Genomic DNA, 17,051 nt, shown 5'->3' on the forward strand with positions numbered 1-17,051 from the left:
AGTGACGGGGCGGGTGCCGATCGGCGCCCGCCCCGTCCGCGTGCTCCGGGCGTAGTCTCCCGTCATGAGCGCCTACGTCTCCGTTCTCGACCTGTTCAGCGTGGGGATCGGTCCGTCGAGCTCGCACACCGTCGGCCCGATGCGCGCCGCCCTCGCCCTCGCCGAGCGCCTGCGGTCGGCGGGACTCCTCCCCCGGGTGAGTCGGATCGGCTGCACCCTGTACGGGTCCCTCGGCTCCACCGGGATCGGCCACGGCACCCCCGACGCGGTGGTCGCGGGACTGGCGGGGCTCGACCCCGAGACCTGCGATCCCGAGGAGGTGCGCGGGGCCTGGCGCCGCCTCGACGTCGACGGGTCGATCCTCCTGGCGGGCGAGCAGCCGCTGCCGATGTCGAGCGACGACATCGCGTTCGAGCCGCGGACTCGCCTGCCCGAGCACCCCAATGCGCTCACGTTCAGCGTCTGGCTCGGCGAGGAGGCGCTGCCGGAGTGGGAGGAGACGTACTACTCGATCGGCGGCGGCTTCATCCGGCGCGCGGGAGAGCGGGCCGACCTGGCGGCGCTGGCGGCGCATCCGCACCCCTTCGTCTCGGGCTCGGACCTGCTGGCGATCTGCGAGCGGACCGGATCGGGCATCGCCGGGATCGCCGCGGCGAACGAGGCGGCGCTTCATCCGGACCTCGACGTCGACGCCCGGCTCGACGCGATCTGGGACGCCATGGCCGCCTGCGTCGAGCACGGGCTGGCCACCGAGGGCGTCCTCCCCGGCGGCCTCGCCGTGCAGCGCCGCGCGTCGCTGATGCGCGAGCGCCTCGAGGCGCTGGAGGAGGACCCGCTCGACCGCGCCCGGGCGACGTCCGTGGAGTGGCTGCACGCCTTCGCGCTGGCCGTCAACGAGGAGAACGCGGCGGGTGGGCGCGTGGTCACGGCACCGACCAACGGAGCGGCGGGCATCATCCCCGCCGTCGGCCACTACTACCTGCGCTTCGTGCCCGGGGCCGGGCGCGCGGGGCTGCGGGAGTTCCTCCTCACCGCCGCGGCGATCGGCTCGCTCTGCAAGACCAACGCCTCGATCTCGGGGGCGGAGGCGGGCTGCCAGGGCGAGGTCGGCTCGGCCTGCGCGATGGCGGCCGGCGCCCTCTGCGCCGTGCTGGGCGGCAGCCCCCGCCAGGTCGAGAACGCCGCCGAGATCGCGATGGAGCACCACCTCGGGCTCACCTGCGACCCGGTCGGCGGTCTGGTGCAGATCCCCTGCATCGAGCGCAACGCCATCGCGGCGTCGACCGCGGTCAGCGCCGCGCGACTCGCCCTGCACGGGGACGGGACGCACCGGGTCTCGCTCGACACGGTGATCGAGACGATGCGGCAGACGGGCATCGACATGTCTTCGAAGTACAAGGAGACGAGCGAGGGCGGCCTCGCGGTCAACGTCATCGAGTGCTGAGGTGAACCCGGGTTACGCGCGGGAGTGCGGCCGCGACGGCCGGCGCCTACCGTGGGCCGGGTGAGCAGCTCCCCCTACCTCGCCCGGCCGATCGTCTCGACGCAGTGGCTGGCCGACCAGCTCGGCCGCGACGGACTCGTCGTCATCGACGCGAGCGTGCTCTTCGTGCCCGCGTTCGACGGCCGCTACCGCTACCTCACCGGCGAGGACCAGTACCTCGTCGAGGGGCACGTGCCCGGAGCCGTCTTCGCGGATCTGCTCGAGCACCTCTCGGACGCCGAGGCGCGGCATCCGTTCACGAGGCTCGACCCCGAGCGGTTCGCCGCGGCGGTCGGCGCGCTGGGGATCGACGACGACTCCGTGGTCGTGGTCTACGACTCCGCGGTCGGCCAGTGGGCCTCGCGGCTCTGGTGGCTGCTGCGCACCGCCGGCCTCGACTCCGTCGCGGTGCTCGACGGCGGCCTGACGGCCTGGCGGCAGGAGGCGCGCCCGCTCGAGACGGGGCACGTCGCTCCGACGCCGCGCGACGGACTCACCGTGCGCGAGGAGCGCCCGCTCTGGGTCGACAAGGCCGAGGTCGAGCGGGTGGTCCGCGGAGAGGCTCCGGGCGCTCTCGTCTGCGCGGTGCCGCCCAAGGAGTTCACGGGCGAGGCCGGGCAGCGTCCGCGCCGCGGCCACATCCCCGGCTCCCGGAGCGTGCCGGCCGCCCGTCTGGTGGATCGCGAGACGAACACCCTCCTGCCGCACGACCGGTTGCGCACGCTCTTCGGCGACGTGCTCGACGCCGAGCGGGTGGTCCTGTACTGCGGAGGAGGCGTCGCGGCGGCCGCCGACGCGCTCGCCCTCACGCTGCTCGGCGTCAGCGAGGTGGCCATCTACGACGGGTCGCTGAACGAGTGGGCCGCCGACCCGGACGCGCCCCTGGTGGTCACGGCCGCCTGACGAGCTCCGGCAGGTCGGTCGTCGGCAGTGCGCAGACGAACGCCTCGCAGGAGTAGGCGGTCGGCAGACCCTTGCGGGAGGTCCGGCCCTCGAAGAGCTCGAAGCCCGCCTCCGACCACTCGGCGGCGGCGCGGTCGGTGACCAGGGCGAGCACGCCCACCTCTGTCGCCAGGGCGCCCCGCGCGAGATCGGCCAGCGGTGCCGCCTCCGGAGCGACCACGACCAGCTGCGTCACGGGTTCGGCGAGCGACGACGCGAGCGCGAGCACCGCACCGAAGCCCATCGGCTGCTGCAGGGCTCCGGGAGCCACCGCGGCGACGACCGCCTCGGCCGCGTCGCGGTAGCGCCGCTCCCCCGTGAGCAGGAAGAGCTCGAGTGCGGCGCGCGCCGTCGCCGAGAGTCCGGAGGGGTACGCACCCTCGGACGGATCGGCCGCCAGCAGCAGCCCGCGCGCGACGAGCGCCGGGTCGCCGCCGCCGGGCAGGGCGAACGGCGGCCACGCCTCGGCGGCGTCGAGCGCGCCGTCGATCAGCGAGCGGGCGGCGAGGGCGTAGCGCGGTGCTCCGTCGGCGAGCGCCAGCTGCACGAGCCCGCCGGCGAGCATCCCGAGGTCCTCGAGCGCGGGCCGGGCCGCCGAGACGCGCTCGTCGAGCGAGGCGCGCACGACGAGCACGCCGTCGACGACGTGGCGGGAGAGCAGGAAGTCGGCGGCGCGTCGGGCGGCGTCGAGCCACTCCGACCGCCCGAGAAGACGCCCGGCGCGGGCGAGCGCCTGGATCGCGAGACCGTTCCAGCCCGTGACGACCTTCTCGTCGAGGGCGGGCGGCTCCAGGCCGGAGCGGTCCGCGGCGAGGTAGTAGCCGCCCTCGGAGCGCCGGCCGTCGACGATGCTCTCGGAGTCCTGGGCGCTGGCGAAGCCGCCGCCCGGCCGCTGCAGAGTGCTGATCAGGAACGACGCGATCCCCTCCGCGATCCCGGTGACGGCGGCGCGGTTGGAGGTGCCGGTGCGGCCCAGGAGCAGGGCGGCGACGTCGAGCAGCTGGGCGTTGTCGTAGAGCATCCGCTCGTAGTGCGGCTCGCTCCAGTCCTCCCGGGTCGCGTAGCGGAAGAAGCCGCCGTCGCGGTCGCGCAGGGGCGAGGCGGCGAGGGTCAGGAGGGTGCGCTCGGCGAGCTCGGCGCCGCCCGCCCGGGAGGCGAGGAAGCCGAGCACGGGCGCCACCGGGAACTTCGGCGCCGTGCCGAAGCCGCCGTGCACGCGGTCCTCCTCGGCGGCGAGGCGCTCGGCGGCCGCATCGAGGTCGGTCGCACCGGGAAGCGCCGTCGACGCGGGGAGGGCGGCGGTCGCCTCGCGGAGAGCGTTCGCGAGCGAGCCGGCGGTGGCGTGCACCTCGTCGCGCCGCAGCCGCCACGCCTCGCCGACCGCGTCGAGGACGTCCGAGAAGGCGGGCACGCCGCCCACGGCCCGCGGCGGGAAGTAGGTGCCGGCGTAGAAGGGCTCGCCGCCGGGGGTGGTGAAGACCGTGAGCGGCCAGCCGAGGTTGCGCGTGAAGGCGCTGGCGGCGGTGAGGTAGGCGGTGTCGACGTCCGGGTGCTCCTCGCGGTCGACCTTCACCGCGACGAAGCCGCCGTTCAGCCGCTCGGCGAGCACCGGATCCGAGAACGACTCGCGCGCCATGACGTGGCACCAGTGGCAGGTCGCGTAGCCGATCGACACGAGCACGGGCACGTCGCGCCGCTCGGCCTCGGCGAACGCCTCCTCGCCCCAGGGGAACCAGTCGACGGGGTTGTCCGCGTGCGAGCGGAGATAGGGGCTGACACTCGAGCGCAGTCGTTCGGCCATGACTCCAGGCTAGACACGGCGCCGCGGACGGTCACGGGGTTGCAGAAGGGGCGGTGTCCGGGCCTCTCAGCTCCGGTCCTGCTCCTCCACCTGCGGCGACGGCACGAGCGGCAGCGCCAGCGCGGGCGTCAGCGCCACGACCGCGAAGGCGAACGGATAGCCGACCAGGCCGATCAGCGCTCCCACCGCCGGCGCCGCGATCGCCGCCGCGGCGAACTGACCGGTGTTCTGCGCCCCGAGCGCGCGGCCCGACCAGAACGGCCCGGCGAGCTCGGCGACCGAGGTGAACGCGAGTCCGTTGTCGGCGACCGAGATCGTCGTCGCCGCGACGAACAGGACCGCGGCGACGGCCACCGCCCCGTCGATCGCGCTCGTGGCGGCGAGGAGGAGCAGCGCGACGACTCCGGCCACCGCGACCCAGCGCAGCGGACGCAGCCGCGACCCGACGCGGTCGCTCAGCACCCCGACTCCGATGCGCCCGAACGCGCCGGCGAACTGCGCGACGGCGACCAGCACGCCGGCCGCCCACGGCTCCCAGCCCTGGTCGGCGATCAGCCAGACCAGTCCGAAGGTCGAGAGGGTGAACTGCGGCACGACCAGCAGGGCCGAGACGCCGTGGATGCGCCACAGCGCGGCCCCGGAGCGGTAGGGGTTCCGCACCGGAGCCGAGGCCTCGGTCCGCGGCGGGCGGGGCGGATCGACGATGCCGATCGCGCACGCGACGGCGAGCACGACGAGCAGCACGACGGGCAGGGCGAGCGCGGCGGGCACCCCGGCGGCGCTCGCGAGCGGCGGCACCGTGAGCGACGCGACCGCGACTCCGAGCGGCTGGCTCATCTGCCGGATGCCCATGGCGAGCCCGCGGCGGTTGCGCGGGAACCACCCGATCACGACGCGGCCGCTCGCGGCGTTGACGCTGCCGGACGCCATGCCGCCCAGCAGGAGGAAGACGCCGAGGAGCACGAGATCGCCGGTGAGCATCGCAGCGACCCCTGCGAGGGCCGTCGCGGCGACTCCGGTGGCGAGCACGATCCGCTCGCCGTACCGGTCGGCGAGGGCTCCCCACGCGACGAGGGTGAGCACGAGCCCGACGTTCGGCGCGGCGGCGAGCAGGCCCGCCTCGGCGAGGGAGTAGCCGTACTGCGTGTGCAGGAGGGGGATCAGGAACGGCGGGACGGACACGAACACGGTCGTCTCGGCCTGCGCGGCCACTCCGATCGCGAGCATCAGCCAGGGGCGGGGAGTGCGGGGCACGGTGCTCCAGGGTCGCGAGCGGGACGGTGCCCAGGAGGCTACCGGTGCCGGGAGGCGGGACGGGGACGGGCGTCGCTCCGTGTCAGCGCTCCGTGTCAGCGCTCGAAGAACCAGCCGCTGGGCCGCTGCGGTCCGCTCGGCGAGGCACCGCCTCCGGTCCGTCCGCCCCGGCGGCCGAGCACCAGGTACGCGATGCTGCCGAGGAACGGGGCGATCACGATGAACGCGACCCAGCCGACCTTGCCCACCCGGCCCAGGCGCGGATTCGCCAGCACGCCCTGGATCGCGAAGAGCAGCAGGACGATGTTCACGACGACGAGCAGGGACTGCGGATTCACGCCGTGCTCTCCGCTCGAGGGTCTGCAGCCCTCGGCGGATCTCGCGGAGGGACGTGGGCATTCTGCCACGGCGCCGTAGGATGGAGGGCTCATGTCAGACGTCCTCAGCATCCGCTATCCGCCCGAGCTCCCCGTCTCGGCGCGGCGCGACGACATCGCCGCCGCGATCCGCGATCACCAGGTCGTCATCGTCGCCGGAGCGACCGGATCCGGCAAGACGACGCAGCTCCCCAAGATCTGCCTCGAGCTGGGGCGCGAGAGCATCGCCCACACCCAGCCGCGGCGCATCGCGGCGCGCACGATCGCCGAGCGCATCGCGGAGGAGCTCGACGACGAGGTCGGCGGCGTCGTCGGCTACCAGGTGCGCTTCACCGACAAGGCGAGCGCGTCGACGCGGATCAAGCTGATGACCGACGGCATCCTGCTGAACGAGATGAACCACGACCGGCTGCTCAGCCGCTACGACACGATCATCATCGACGAGGCGCACGAGCGCAGCCTCAACATCGATTTCCTGCTCGGCTACCTGCACCGGCTCCTGCCGCAGCGGCCGGATCTCAAGCTCATCATCACGTCGGCGACCATCGATCCGCTCAGCTTCGCCGCGCACTTCGCCGACGCCGAGGGCACGCCCGCCCCGATCATCGAGGTCTCGGGGCGCACGTTCCCGGTCGAGGTCCGCTACCGCCCGCTCGTCGCCGAGGAGCCCGAGGAGGAGGACGACTCCGACACCCCGGACGCCACCGCCGGCAGCCGCGACCTGATGACCGGCATCGCCGACGCGCTCGCCGAGCTCGCGCGCGAGGATCCGGGCGATGTGCTGGTGTTCCTCTCGGGCGAGAACGAGATCCGCGACGCCGAGGACGCGATCCGCGGACTCGCCCTGCCGGGTACCGAGGTGCTGCCGCTCTACGGGCGGCTGTCGGCCGCCGACCAGCACCGCGTCTTCGAGCGCTCGCGCACTCCGGGCGTGCGCCGCCGTGTCGTCCTCGCGACGAACGTCGCCGAGACGAGCCTCACCGTGCCGGGCATCCGCTACGTGATCGACGGAGGAACGGCCCGCATCTCGCGCTACAGCGCGCGGTCGAAGGTGCAGCGCCTCCCGATCGAGGCCGTGTCGCAGGCGTCGGCGAACCAGCGCTCCGGCCGCTCGGGCCGCACCAGCGACGGCATCGCGATCCGCCTCTACTCCGAGGAGGACTACCTCCGCCGCCCGGAGTTCACCGATCCCGAGATCCTGCGCACGGGTCTCGCGGCGGTCATCCTGCAGATGATCTCGCTCGGCCTCGGCGACATCGCCGAGTTCCCGTTCCTCACGCCGCCCGACTCGCGCGGCATCAAGGACGGCCTCGACCTCCTCACCGAGCTCGGCGCGATCCGCACGCCCGGCGCGTCCTCCTCCGGCTCTCCCTCGCGAGATGCGCCAGTACGCGACACGCCGCAGAAGGCGAGCCGGAGTGGCATCCCGCGGAAGGAGCAGGGCCCGCAGCTCACCCGTATCGGCCGCGACCTCGCGCGCCTGCCCATCGATCCGCGGTTCGCCCGCATGGTGATCGAGTCGCGGACGCACCACACCAGCCGCGAGGTCATGGCGATCGTCGCCGGGCTCACGATCCAGGACGTCCGCGAGCGCCCGCTCGAGCGCCGCGCGCAGGCCGACCAGCAGCACGCCCGCTTCGTCGACCCGACGAGCGACTTCCTCACGCTGCTCAACCTCTGGAACTACGTCGAGGAGAAGCAGCAGGAGCTCTCCTCCAGCGCCTTCCGCCGGCTCTGCAAGGCCGAGTACCTCAACTACCTGCGGGTGCGGGAGTGGCAGGACGTGTTCCGCCAGCTCCGCCAGCTCGCGAAGCCGCTGCGCCTCGAGCTCGGCGAGCCGCGCGTGGATCCGGACGGCATCCACCGCTCGGTCCTGGCCGGACTGCTCTCGCACATCGGCGTCAAGGACACGACCTCGCAGCAGGCTCAGCGAGCGGCCAAGAGCCGCGAGCGCCAGAACGTGCAGTACGTCGGCGCCCGCAACGCCAAGTTCTCGATCTTCCCCGGCAGCGCGCTGGCCAAGAAGCTGCCGGACGCGGTGATGAGCGCCGAGCTCGTCGAGACGAGCCGCCTGTTCGCCCGCTCGAACGCCGCCATCGACCCGGCCTGGGCCGAGGCGATCGCCGGCGACCTCGTGAAGCGGCAGTTCAGCGAGCCGCACTGGGAGAAGTCGCAGGGCGCGGCCGTCGCCTACGAGCGCGTCACACTCTACGGAGTGCCGCTCGTCGCGCGCCGCCGCGTGCAGTTCTCGCGGATCGACCCCTCCTACGCCCGCGAGCTGTTCCTCCGCCACGCTCTCGTCGAGGGCGAGTGGGAGTCGCGGCACGCGTTCGACCGCAAGAACCGCGCCCTGCGCGCCGAGCTCGAGCGCCTCGAGGAGCGCACCCGCCGCCGCGACCTGCTCGTCGACGACGAGGCCGTCTTCGACTTCTACGACCGCCGGATCCCGCGCGACGTCACCTCCGTCCGCTCCTTCGACTCCTGGTGGAAGACGAAGCAGCACGACGAGCCCGACCTGCTGACCATGACGCAGCAGACCCTGCTGCCCGAGGACGCGGAGGAGATCGACGAGACCGCGTTCCCCACCCAGTGGCGTCAGGGCGACCAGCGCTTCCGCCTCTCCTACCGGTTCGAGCCGGGCACGGAGGAGGACGGCGTGACCGTGCACGTGCCGCTCGCGCTCCTGCCGCGCGTCACTCCGCTGGGCTTCGACTGGCTCGTGCCGGGGCTGCGCGCCGAGCTGGTCACCGCGATGATCAAGGCGCTGCCCAAGCACCTGCGCCGGAACGTGGTCCCCGCGAACGACTGGGCGAAGCGGCTCACCGCCTCGCTGCCGCAGGACGTGCCGAACCCGCCGACGGAGTCGTTCGCCGCGACGCTCGCCGGAGCGATCCGCCGCGAGGCGGGCGTGGTGATCGACGCCTCCGACTTCGATCTCGAGCGGATCCCGGCGCACCTCCGGGTCACGTTCGCGATCGCCGACGAGCGCGGCCGGACGATCGCGGCGGGCAAGGAGCTGGCCCCGCTGGCCGAGCGCCTGCGCGGACGCGTGCGCGACGAGGTCGCCCGCGTGGTCGAGGCGCGCGTGCCCGATGCGCTCGAGCGCCGGGGGCTGAAGACCTGGGACATGCCCGAGCTGCCGCGCACCACCGACACCCGTCAGGGCGGCAACACGATCCGCGCGTACCCGGCGCTCATCGACGACGGCGACTCCGTCTCGATCCGCCTGATGGCGACGCCCGAGGACCAGGCCCGCGAGCACCCCCGGGGCGTGCGGCGCCTGCTCCTGCTCGCGACGCCGAGCCCGGTGGCCTACGTGCAGCAGCACCTGAGCTCGAACGAGAAGCTCGTGCTCGCGCAGAGCCCGTACCAGAACACGACGGCCCTCTTCACGGACTGCCTGCTCGCCTGCGTCGACTCCGTGCTCTGGCGGATGAAGCCCGACGGCATGCTGTTCCTCCGTGCCGAGTTCGACGCGGTGCGCGACCGGGTCTCGGCGAGCGTCATGGACTCGATGTTCGAGACCGTGAAGACGGTCACCACGGTGCTCACGACCGCGCGGGCCGCCGAGAAGGCGCTCAAGAACTCGACCAGCATGGCCCTGCTGCCGGCCCTGACCGACGCGCGCGAGCAGCTGTCGGCCCTCGTGCATCCGGGTTTCGTGTCGGCCACCGGCCTCGAGCGGCTGCGGCACCTGCCGCGCTACCTCGCGGCCATCACCGAGCGGTTCGGCAAGATCTCGGAGAACGTCGGCCGCGACCGCGTCTGGCTGAACGAGGTGCAGGCGGCGCTGGAGCTGTACCGCTCGGCGGGCGGCGTCCTGCCGCTCCCTCCGCACTCCCCCGAGAACCTGCAGCGCGCGCGCTGGATGATCGAGGAGCTGCGCGTGAGCTTCTTCGCGCAGTCGCTGGGGACCGCCGAGAGCGTGTCGCTGCAGCGGATCCGGAAGGTCCTCGCGGGCTGATCGGCAGCCTCGGGGCCGTGTCCCCGATGGCCCCCGTGGGCGGCTAGTGTCGTCCGGTGGGCAGCTACACCGAACTCCTCAGAACCCCCGGGGTGGGGCGCATCATCGCCGCGCAGCTCACGGCGCGCTTCCCCTTCGGGATGCTCTCGCTCGCCTTCCTCCTGCACGTCGAGCACGTGCACGACTCGTACGCGGCGGCGGGCCTCGTGCTCGGCTCGATGTCGATCGGGCAGGCGATCGCCGGCCCGCTGACCAGCCGTCTGATGGGCCGCCTCGGCATGCGCCGGGTGCTCACGCTGACCCTGATCGTCTGCGCCGCCGCGATCATCGCCATGGCGGTGCTGCCGCTGGAGGTCTGGCAGTTCGTCGCGATCGGATTCCTCGCGGGGCTCAGCATGCCCCCGGTGCAGCCCGCCGTCCGCACGATCTACCCCAAGATGGTGCCGAGCTCGATGCTCACGCCTCTCTTCTCGCTGGACGCCTCGGCGCAGGAGATCATCTGGGTGCTCGGGCCGGTGCTGACGACCTTCGTGTCGATCCAGATCTCGACGGTCGCGGGCATCCTCACCGCGGCGGTGTTCCTGATCGGCGGCGGCATCTGGTTCATCGCGTCGCCCGAGGTCGGGCGGGTGCGCATCCCGCGCTCCAAGCGCCGGATCGGCGTGGTGCTGACCAAGCCGCCGGTGCTGCTGGCGACCGTGGTCGGGTTCCTCCTGGTCGGCGCGTGCGCGGCGGTCGAGGCGGGCGTCGTCGCCGTGTTCGGCGAGGGCGGGGTGGAGTCGGGAGTGGTGCTCGCGGTCTTCGCGGCCGGCTCGCTCGTGGGCGGTCTGACGCTGGGGCACATCCCGATCAGCCGCTGGGCCACCGCCCGCCGCATGCTGATCGTCACCGTCGGCATGGGGCTCGCCGCCTTCTCGACCGACTTCTGGTGGCTCTCGATCACGCTGTTCCTCGCCGGCGTCGGCATCGCTCCGGCCCTCGCCGCCCTCTTCACGATCACCGCCGCGAGCGTGAAGTTCTCGGACACCGCGGAGGCGTACGGCTGGGTCGGCACCGGTCAGCTGATCGGAGCCGCGCTGGGCTCGGCGATCGCCGGCGTGCAGATCGACGGCAACGGCCCGACCGCGGCGATCGTCGTCGCCGCCGTCTTCGCGTTCGTCGGGTTCGTGGTGCCGGCGGTCGGCCGCCGCTACCACCCGGATCTGCGCGGCCGCGACTCGAGCCCGCTCCCCGACACGGAGCCGGTCGAGCTGCCGACCTGATCGTCGGCCCGCTCGGAGCCTTCCGGAGCCCGCCCCCTAAAGTGGTCCCCACGCGGCGGCCGGAGGTGAGGCGACGATGGGACTGCGGGAGGACGCCGAGGAGCTCGTCCGCGCGCATCGACGTGCGGTGGAGCAGGCGCAGGCGGTCGAGCCCTGGGCCGATCCCGAGGCGCCGGAGTGGTGCGGCGAGCTGGCCGCGGCGCTCTGGCAGGGCGCGTTCCGCCCCTCCCCCGTCTACTACCGGGCCGAGGACCCGTCGCACGCGTGGCGGGGGCCGCACACGGTGCAGCTGCACCACCTCGGCTTCGGCTGGATGATCACGGCGCGGTCGATGCGCGAGGGCGCGCTGGTGCCGAGCACGGCCGTCGTGCTCGAGACGGGCTCGCTCTGGCTGGGTCTCGGCCCCGGTCGCCGACCGCACCGGGGGCTGCTCGCCCTCGCCGACACCGAGAGCGTCGAGGGGCTGCAGCCCGGGCACGACCACTACTTCGCGGTCCGCCGCTTCGGCGCAGGCGACGAGGCCGCAGCGGCCGAGCGACGACTGCTGTTCGGAGTCGCCGGGCTCGCCGCGCTGATCGAGGACGCGGTGCGGGTCGGGCCGCACGGGGAGCTCGACTGGGAGCTCTGAGCTCCTCCCGCGCCCAGGGACGGCGCCGGACCGCGTGCCAGCATGGAGGGCATGAGCGTCCCCCTGATCCCTCTGAACGACGGCCGCGCGATCCCGCAGATCGGACTCGGCGTGTACAAGATCGGCGACGCCGAGGCCGCCCACGCCGTCGGCACCGCACTCGAGGCGGGCTACCGGCACATCGACACCGCGACCCTCTACGCCAACGAGCGCGGCGTGGGCGAGGGCATCCGCGCGAGCGGGATCCCGCGCGAGCAGGTCTTCGTGACCACGAAGGTGTGGAACGACGACCACGGCTACGACGAGACCCTCGAAGCGTTCGACCGGAGCCTCGAGCTCCTCGGCACCGACTACATCGACCTCTACCTCGTGCACTGGCCGATCCCCTCCCGCGACCGCTACGTCGACACCTACCGCGCCCTCGAGCGGCTGCAGCAGGAGGGCCGGGCGCGCTCGATCGGTGTGTCGAACTTCGCGATCGAGCACCTCGAGCGCCTGGGCGCCGAGACCGGAGTCGTCCCCGCGGTCAACCAGGTCGAGCTGCACCCGCGCCTGCCGCAGGAGGAGCTGCGCGCGTTCGACTCCGCCCGCGGCATCGTGACCGAGGCGTGGTCGCCGCTGGCCCGGGGTCGCCTGCTGGAGGAGCCCCTGCTGGCCCGGCTCGCCGCGCGCCACGGAGTCTCGCCCGCGCAGATCGTGCTGCGCTGGCACGTGCAGAACGGGGTCGTCGTGATCCCCAAGTCCGTCACTCCCGAGCGCATCCGCGCGAACATCGATGTCTTCGGCTTCGAACTGGACGCCGAGGATCTGGCAGGAATCGCCTCCCTCGCGACCGGCGAGCGCACCGGAAGGGACCCGCGCTTCGACTGACGTCCCCTTAGCCTTCCCCCATGACGACACGGACGGCACTCCTCCTGCACGGGCTCGGCGGCGCCGGGGGGACCTGGTGGCGGGTGGCCGAGGCGCTCCGAGCCGCGGGCTGGACGGTGAGCGCGCCCGACCTGCGCGGCCACGGCGACGGGCCGCGCGGCGGCTCCTCGCGGCACGACGACTTCGCCGACGACGTCCTCGCGCTGCGGCCGGACGGCGCGGGACCGTGGGGGCTGGTGGTCGGCCACTCGCTCGGCGGAGCGGTGGCCGTGCGGGCCGCGGCGCGGGATCCGGAGTGGGCTGCGCGGCTCGCGCTGATCGATCCGGTCCTGCGCCTGCCCGAGGAGATGCGGGCCGAGGTGCGGGCCGACGAGCTCGACGCCCTCACCGCGACGGAGGAGCAGCTCGCCGAGGCGGTGCCCGGCTGGGACGCGCGCGACCGCGCCGAGAAGCTGCGGGCGGCGCACGAGGCCGACCCCTCCTCCGTCGCCGCGGTCGTCGACGACAACGACCCGTGCGACCTGCTGGCCGACGTGCCCGCGCTGACGGCGCCGGTGCTGGTGCTCGCGGGCGACCCGCAGGTGTTCACGTTCTTCGGCCCGCGGCTCGCGGCCGAGGTCCTGCGGGCGAATCCGCGGGTGCGGTACGCGGTCGTGGCGGGAGCGGGGCACAGCCCGCACCGCGACCGGCCGGCCGAGACCGTCGCGATGCTGAGGGAGTGGGCGGAGAGCCCGGCGACCGTCTGAGCTCTGCAGACGGCACCCGCGGGGACGAGCCCGCCGTGTTTCGCCGACGTGAAATCAGCCCCGGAAGGGTGTCTTTTCGGTCGACCTGAGAATAGCCTCGCCCACAGCGCACCCCGTTCGCAGGATTCGGGTGCGTCGGCCGCCCACCCGGCGGCCCCTGTCATCGACGAAGGGACACCCCTGTGGCGAACAGCACACCCCGAGCACCAGGCGCACGACGCCGGCGCTCACTCCTCGGCACCAGCGCGATGATCGGAGCGGGCGCCCTCGTCGCCGGCTTCGTCTTCGCCCCGAGCGCGAGCGCGGTCGAGGCCGCCGACCTCGCCGACGCCGTCACGGTCGACGGCATCATGGAGCACCTGGAGGCGTTCCAGGCCATCGCCGACGCGAACGGCGGCAACCGGGCCATCGGCACGCCCGGCTACGAGCTCAGCGGACAGTACGTCGAATCCGTCCTCGCGGCCGCCGGCTACGAGACCGAGCGTCAGGACTTCACGACCACGACGCAGACGATCGACGCGTTCTCGCTCGCTACGACCCCGGCCGTCGAGGGCATCCCGATGTCGTTCACGCCGTCCACGCCCGAGGGGGGCGTCACCGGCGAGCTCATCGCTCCCGTCGACCCGCTCGGCTGCACGGCCGACGCCTGGGCCGGCCTCGACGCCACGGGCAAGGTCGCCCTGGTCAGCCGCGGCACCTGCTCCTTCGCGGAGAAGAGCGCGGCCGCGGGAGCGGCGGGCGCCTCCGCGGTCATCATCTACAACAACGCCCCCGCCGAGCCGCTGAACGGCACGCTCGGCGCCCCCGACGAGGCCTACGTCCCGTCGGTCGGCATCACCCTCGAGGAGGGTCAGGCGCTGCTCGCGGCGCTGCCCACGAGCGCGACGCTCGTCCTCGAGCAGACGACCACCGACACCGACACCTTCAACATCCTCGCCGAGACCGCGGGCGGCGACCACGACAACGTGGTCATGCTCGGCGCGCACCTCGACGGCGTGCCCGAGGGCCCCGGCATCAACGACAACGGCTCCGGATCGGCGACGCTGCTCGAGACGGCGGTCGAGCTGGCCGAGGCCGGCGAGACCACGAACGCGGTCCGCTTCGCCTGGTGGGGCGCCGAGGAGGTCGGCCTGGTCGGCTCCTACACCTACGTCGACTCGCTGACGGAGGAGGACGCTGCGAAGATCGCGACGTACATGAACTTCGACATGGTCGCCTCGCCCAACTACGTCGTGTCGGTCTACGACGCGAACGAGTCCACCTACGAGGCCCCGGTCGAGGTGCCCGCGGGCTCCATCGCCACCGAGAAGGCGTTCACGGACTACTTCGACTCCATCGGCCAGCCGTGGATCGACACCGCGTTCGACGGACGCAGCGACTACGACGGCTTCATCTCGGTCGGGATCCCCTCGTCGGGCGTCTTCACCGGAGCCGACGACATCAAGACGGAGGAGGAGGTCGCGCTCTTCGGCGGCACCGCCGGCATCCCGCACGACCCGAACTACCACTCGGCCGGTGACGACCTGGCGAACATCAACCAGGAGGCGCTCGGCATCACCTCGAAGGCGATCGCGTTCGTGACCGCCTCGTTCGCCGACGACACCTCGGCGATCGACGGGGAGAAGAACCCGACCCCGCCGACGCCGGAGCCCACGCCGGTCACTCTGCCGACGAGGGCCGAGATCCTGCGACTGCTCGCCTCGGGCATGACCTACCGCGAGATCATCGCCGAGATCGGCATCACCGCCGAGAACGCCGAGCAGTACCTCGACGCAGGTCTGGGCAGTCTCGGCCTCGACCGCGCGACGGTCGAGCGCCTGGTGCGCGAGTACCTCGCCGACCGCGAACTGCCGACGGGCGTCGGCGTGTAGTCCACGCGCGACGCGACCGGGGAGCCCCGGGCCGTCGAGGCCGCCTGCTGCTGCAGGCTCCCTCGACGCCCGGGGCTCCTCCGCGTGCGGGCCCGTCAGGCGCGGCGGGCGCGATCGAAGGCGTCCTCGACGTCCTCGTCCGGGTCGGCGAGGAGGCGGAGGGTTGCGAGCGCGTGGATCCGCCTCGGCTGCTCCTCCGACTGCGCGGCGGCCTCGAGGGCGGGCGCCGCGGCCTCCTCGAGCATCAGGAGCGCGCGGGTGAGACTCCGCTGCTCGGGACGGTCGCCGTCGCCGAGGTGCTCGGCGAGCTGCCGGGCGAGCGCGGGACGCTCCTCCCGGGGTGCGAGGCGGGCGGCGGTGCGCCAGGCGGCCTTCGCGACCTCGAGGTGCTCGTCGTGCAGCAGCGCGGGCGTGATCGCGGCCCACGCCCGGGGATCGCCCACCTTGGACAGGGTGTGCAGGGCCTGCGCGCGGGCCTGCGGCGACTCCGAGACCAGCTCGGCGATCAGCGGATCGACGGTGACCGCGGCGTCGTGCCGCACCAGCGCCCAGGTGAGCATCTCGCGCACGCCGAAGTCGGGCTCGACGGCGCAGCGCGCGACCAGCACCGGGACGTACTCGTCGGCCGGCCTCGTCCCCGCGCTCATCGCCGCCTGCAGCCTCGACGACGCGTTCGGCGCGTGGAGCGCCGCTCGGAGCCGGTCCGACGGCCGGTCCTCGTCGCTCGCGGTCGTGTCCTCGCTCGTCATCCGTCCATTCCACACCCGCGGGCCGGGAGGACGTCGAGTGCCGGGAGGGCTTCCCGCCGCCGGTGCGCACGGTGTTCACTGAACCCATGCGAGCCATCTGGAAGGGCGCGATCACCTTCGGCCTGGTCAACGTGCCGGTCAAGATCTACAGCGCGACCGAGGACCACGACATCGCGCTGCACCAGGTGCACGACCGCGACGGCGGGCGGATCCGGTACCAGCGCAAGTGCGAGGTCTGCGGCGAGGTCGTCTCGTTCGACCACATCGACAAGGCCTACGACGACGGCGAGCACACGGTCGTGCTCACCAAGGACGAGCTGAAGGCGCTGCCCGAGGAGCGCGACCGCGAGATCGACGTGGTGCAGTTCGTGCCCAGCGACCAGGTCGACCCGATCATGTTCGACCGCGCGTACATCCTCGAGCCCGACTCCTCCTCCCCCAAGGCGTACGTGCTGCTGCGGCGCACGCTCGAGCAGACCGACCGCACGGCGATCGTCGAGTTCGCCCTGCGGCAGAAGACCCGTCTGGCGGCGCTGCGCGTGCGCGGCAAGCTGCTGATGCTGCAGACGCTGCTCTGGGCCGACGAGGTCCGCGAGGTCGAGTTCCCCTCCCTCGAGGGCACGACCCGGATCGCGGCGCGCGAGCTCGAGATGTCCTCGCACCTCGTCGACTCCTACTCCGAGGACTTCGACGCGTCGAAGTTCACCGACGCGTACCAGGAGGAGCTGCGCACCCTGATCGACGCGAAGATCGAGCAGGGCGACGCGCTCGACACCGCCGCGACCTTCGGCGAGAAGCCGGAGGAGGAGGGCGGCGGCGAGGTGCTCGACCTGATGGAGGCGCTCAAGCGCTCGGTCGAGCGCAGCCGCGGGGCGAAGGGCGGGGCGACGGGCGACGCTCCGGAGAAGGCGCCCGCGAAGAAGAGCACCGCGAAGAAGAGCACCGCGAAGGGCTCGTCGACGGCGGCCGAGGACGACGCGTCCGGCGCGGCCGGATCGAAGCCGGCGGCGAAGAAGGCTCCGGCGAAGAAGCCCGCCGCGAAGAAGCCCGCGGCGAAGCGGACGGCCGCGAAGAGCGACGAGGAGAAGGCCGCGTCCTGACGCG

Annotated in this window: 13 protein-coding genes; 9 read left to right on the forward strand and 4 right to left on the reverse strand. The window is 73.2% G+C overall.

The features are described 5' to 3' along the window. Positions 1-64: 64 nt before the first annotated feature. Together C1I63_RS17320 and C1I63_RS17325 are read left to right on the forward strand one after the other, a co-directional pair. Positions 65-1,444 carry an L-serine ammonia-lyase gene (locus C1I63_RS17320; RefSeq protein ID WP_107575565.1) on the forward strand — a complete coding sequence of 460 codons (1,380 nt, stop codon included), beginning with the start codon at positions 65-67 and terminating at the stop codon, positions 1,442-1,444. A gap of 60 nt (positions 1,445-1,504) precedes the next feature. Next, a complete protein-coding gene (locus C1I63_RS17325; RefSeq protein WP_170116408.1) occupies positions 1,505-2,386 on the forward strand; it encodes a sulfurtransferase in 882 nt (293 codons plus the stop codon). On the opposite strand, the gene C1I63_RS17330 is transcribed toward C1I63_RS17325, so the two are convergent. The 3 genes from C1I63_RS17330 to C1I63_RS17340 all read right to left on the reverse strand — a co-directional run bounded on the left by C1I63_RS17330 (position 2,373) and on the right by C1I63_RS17340 (position 5,818). Beyond that, positions 2,373-4,226, reverse strand: a complete 1,854-nt coding sequence (locus C1I63_RS17330) for a thioredoxin domain-containing protein (protein ID WP_107575567.1) — start codon at positions 4,224-4,226, stop codon at positions 2,373-2,375. The two genes, C1I63_RS17325 and C1I63_RS17330, sit on opposite strands and share 14 nt — an antisense overlap. Positions 4,227-4,292: 66 nt before the next feature. Beyond that, positions 4,293-5,453: an MFS transporter gene (locus C1I63_RS17335; protein ID WP_107575568.1), complete on the reverse strand. Its 1,161-nt coding sequence runs from the start codon at positions 5,451-5,453 to the stop codon at positions 4,293-4,295. Positions 5,454-5,575: 122 nt separating this feature from the next. After that, positions 5,576-5,818, reverse strand: a complete 243-nt coding sequence (locus C1I63_RS17340; RefSeq protein ID WP_055793825.1) for a PLDc N-terminal domain-containing protein — start codon at positions 5,816-5,818, stop codon at positions 5,576-5,578. A 91-nt stretch (positions 5,819-5,909) separates the two neighbouring features. Between C1I63_RS17340 and hrpA the strand changes: the two genes are divergently transcribed. From hrpA to C1I63_RS17370, 6 genes are all read left to right on the forward strand, one after another. Further along, complete coding sequence (gene hrpA / locus C1I63_RS17345) at positions 5,910-9,821, forward strand: ATP-dependent RNA helicase HrpA (protein WP_107575569.1); 3,912 nt, start codon at positions 5,910-5,912, stop codon at positions 9,819-9,821. 56 nt (positions 9,822-9,877) lie between these two features. Continuing rightward, positions 9,878-11,083: an MFS transporter gene (locus C1I63_RS17350; protein ID WP_107575570.1), complete on the forward strand. Its 1,206-nt coding sequence runs from the start codon at positions 9,878-9,880 to the stop codon at positions 11,081-11,083. A 76-nt stretch (positions 11,084-11,159) separates the two neighbouring features. Beyond that, entirely contained in the window at positions 11,160-11,711 is a 552-nt protein-coding gene (locus tag C1I63_RS17355; RefSeq protein WP_107575571.1) for a hypothetical protein, read from the forward strand. Between the two features lie 51 nt (positions 11,712-11,762). Then, complete coding sequence (locus tag C1I63_RS17360; RefSeq protein WP_107575572.1) at positions 11,763-12,581, forward strand: aldo/keto reductase; 819 nt, start codon at positions 11,763-11,765, stop codon at positions 12,579-12,581. Between the two features lie 20 nt (positions 12,582-12,601). Next, positions 12,602-13,327: an alpha/beta fold hydrolase gene (locus C1I63_RS17365; protein WP_107575573.1), complete on the forward strand. Its 726-nt coding sequence runs from the start codon at positions 12,602-12,604 to the stop codon at positions 13,325-13,327. 182 nt (positions 13,328-13,509) lie between these two features. Next, complete coding sequence (locus C1I63_RS17370; RefSeq protein ID WP_244907145.1) at positions 13,510-15,198, forward strand: M28 family peptidase; 1,689 nt, start codon at positions 13,510-13,512, stop codon at positions 15,196-15,198. Positions 15,199-15,293: 95 nt separating this feature from the next. On the opposite strand, the gene C1I63_RS17375 is transcribed toward C1I63_RS17370, so the two are convergent. Then, the gene (locus tag C1I63_RS17375) at positions 15,294-15,947 is read right to left on the reverse strand and encodes a HEAT repeat domain-containing protein (RefSeq protein WP_107575575.1); all 654 of its coding nucleotides are present in this window, start codon (positions 15,945-15,947) and stop codon (positions 15,294-15,296) included. An 86-nt stretch (positions 15,948-16,033) separates the two neighbouring features. On the opposite strand from C1I63_RS17375, the gene ku reads away from it, so the two are divergent. Next, positions 16,034-17,047, forward strand: a complete 1,014-nt coding sequence (ku, locus tag C1I63_RS17380) for a non-homologous end joining protein Ku (RefSeq protein WP_107575941.1) — start codon at positions 16,034-16,036, stop codon at positions 17,045-17,047. Positions 17,048-17,051: the final 4 nt, after the last annotated feature.

Origin of the sequence: Rathayibacter caricis DSM 15933, from assembly GCF_003044275.1 — a bacterium.
Lineage (GTDB): Bacteria > Actinomycetota > Actinomycetes > Actinomycetales > Microbacteriaceae > Rathayibacter > Rathayibacter caricis.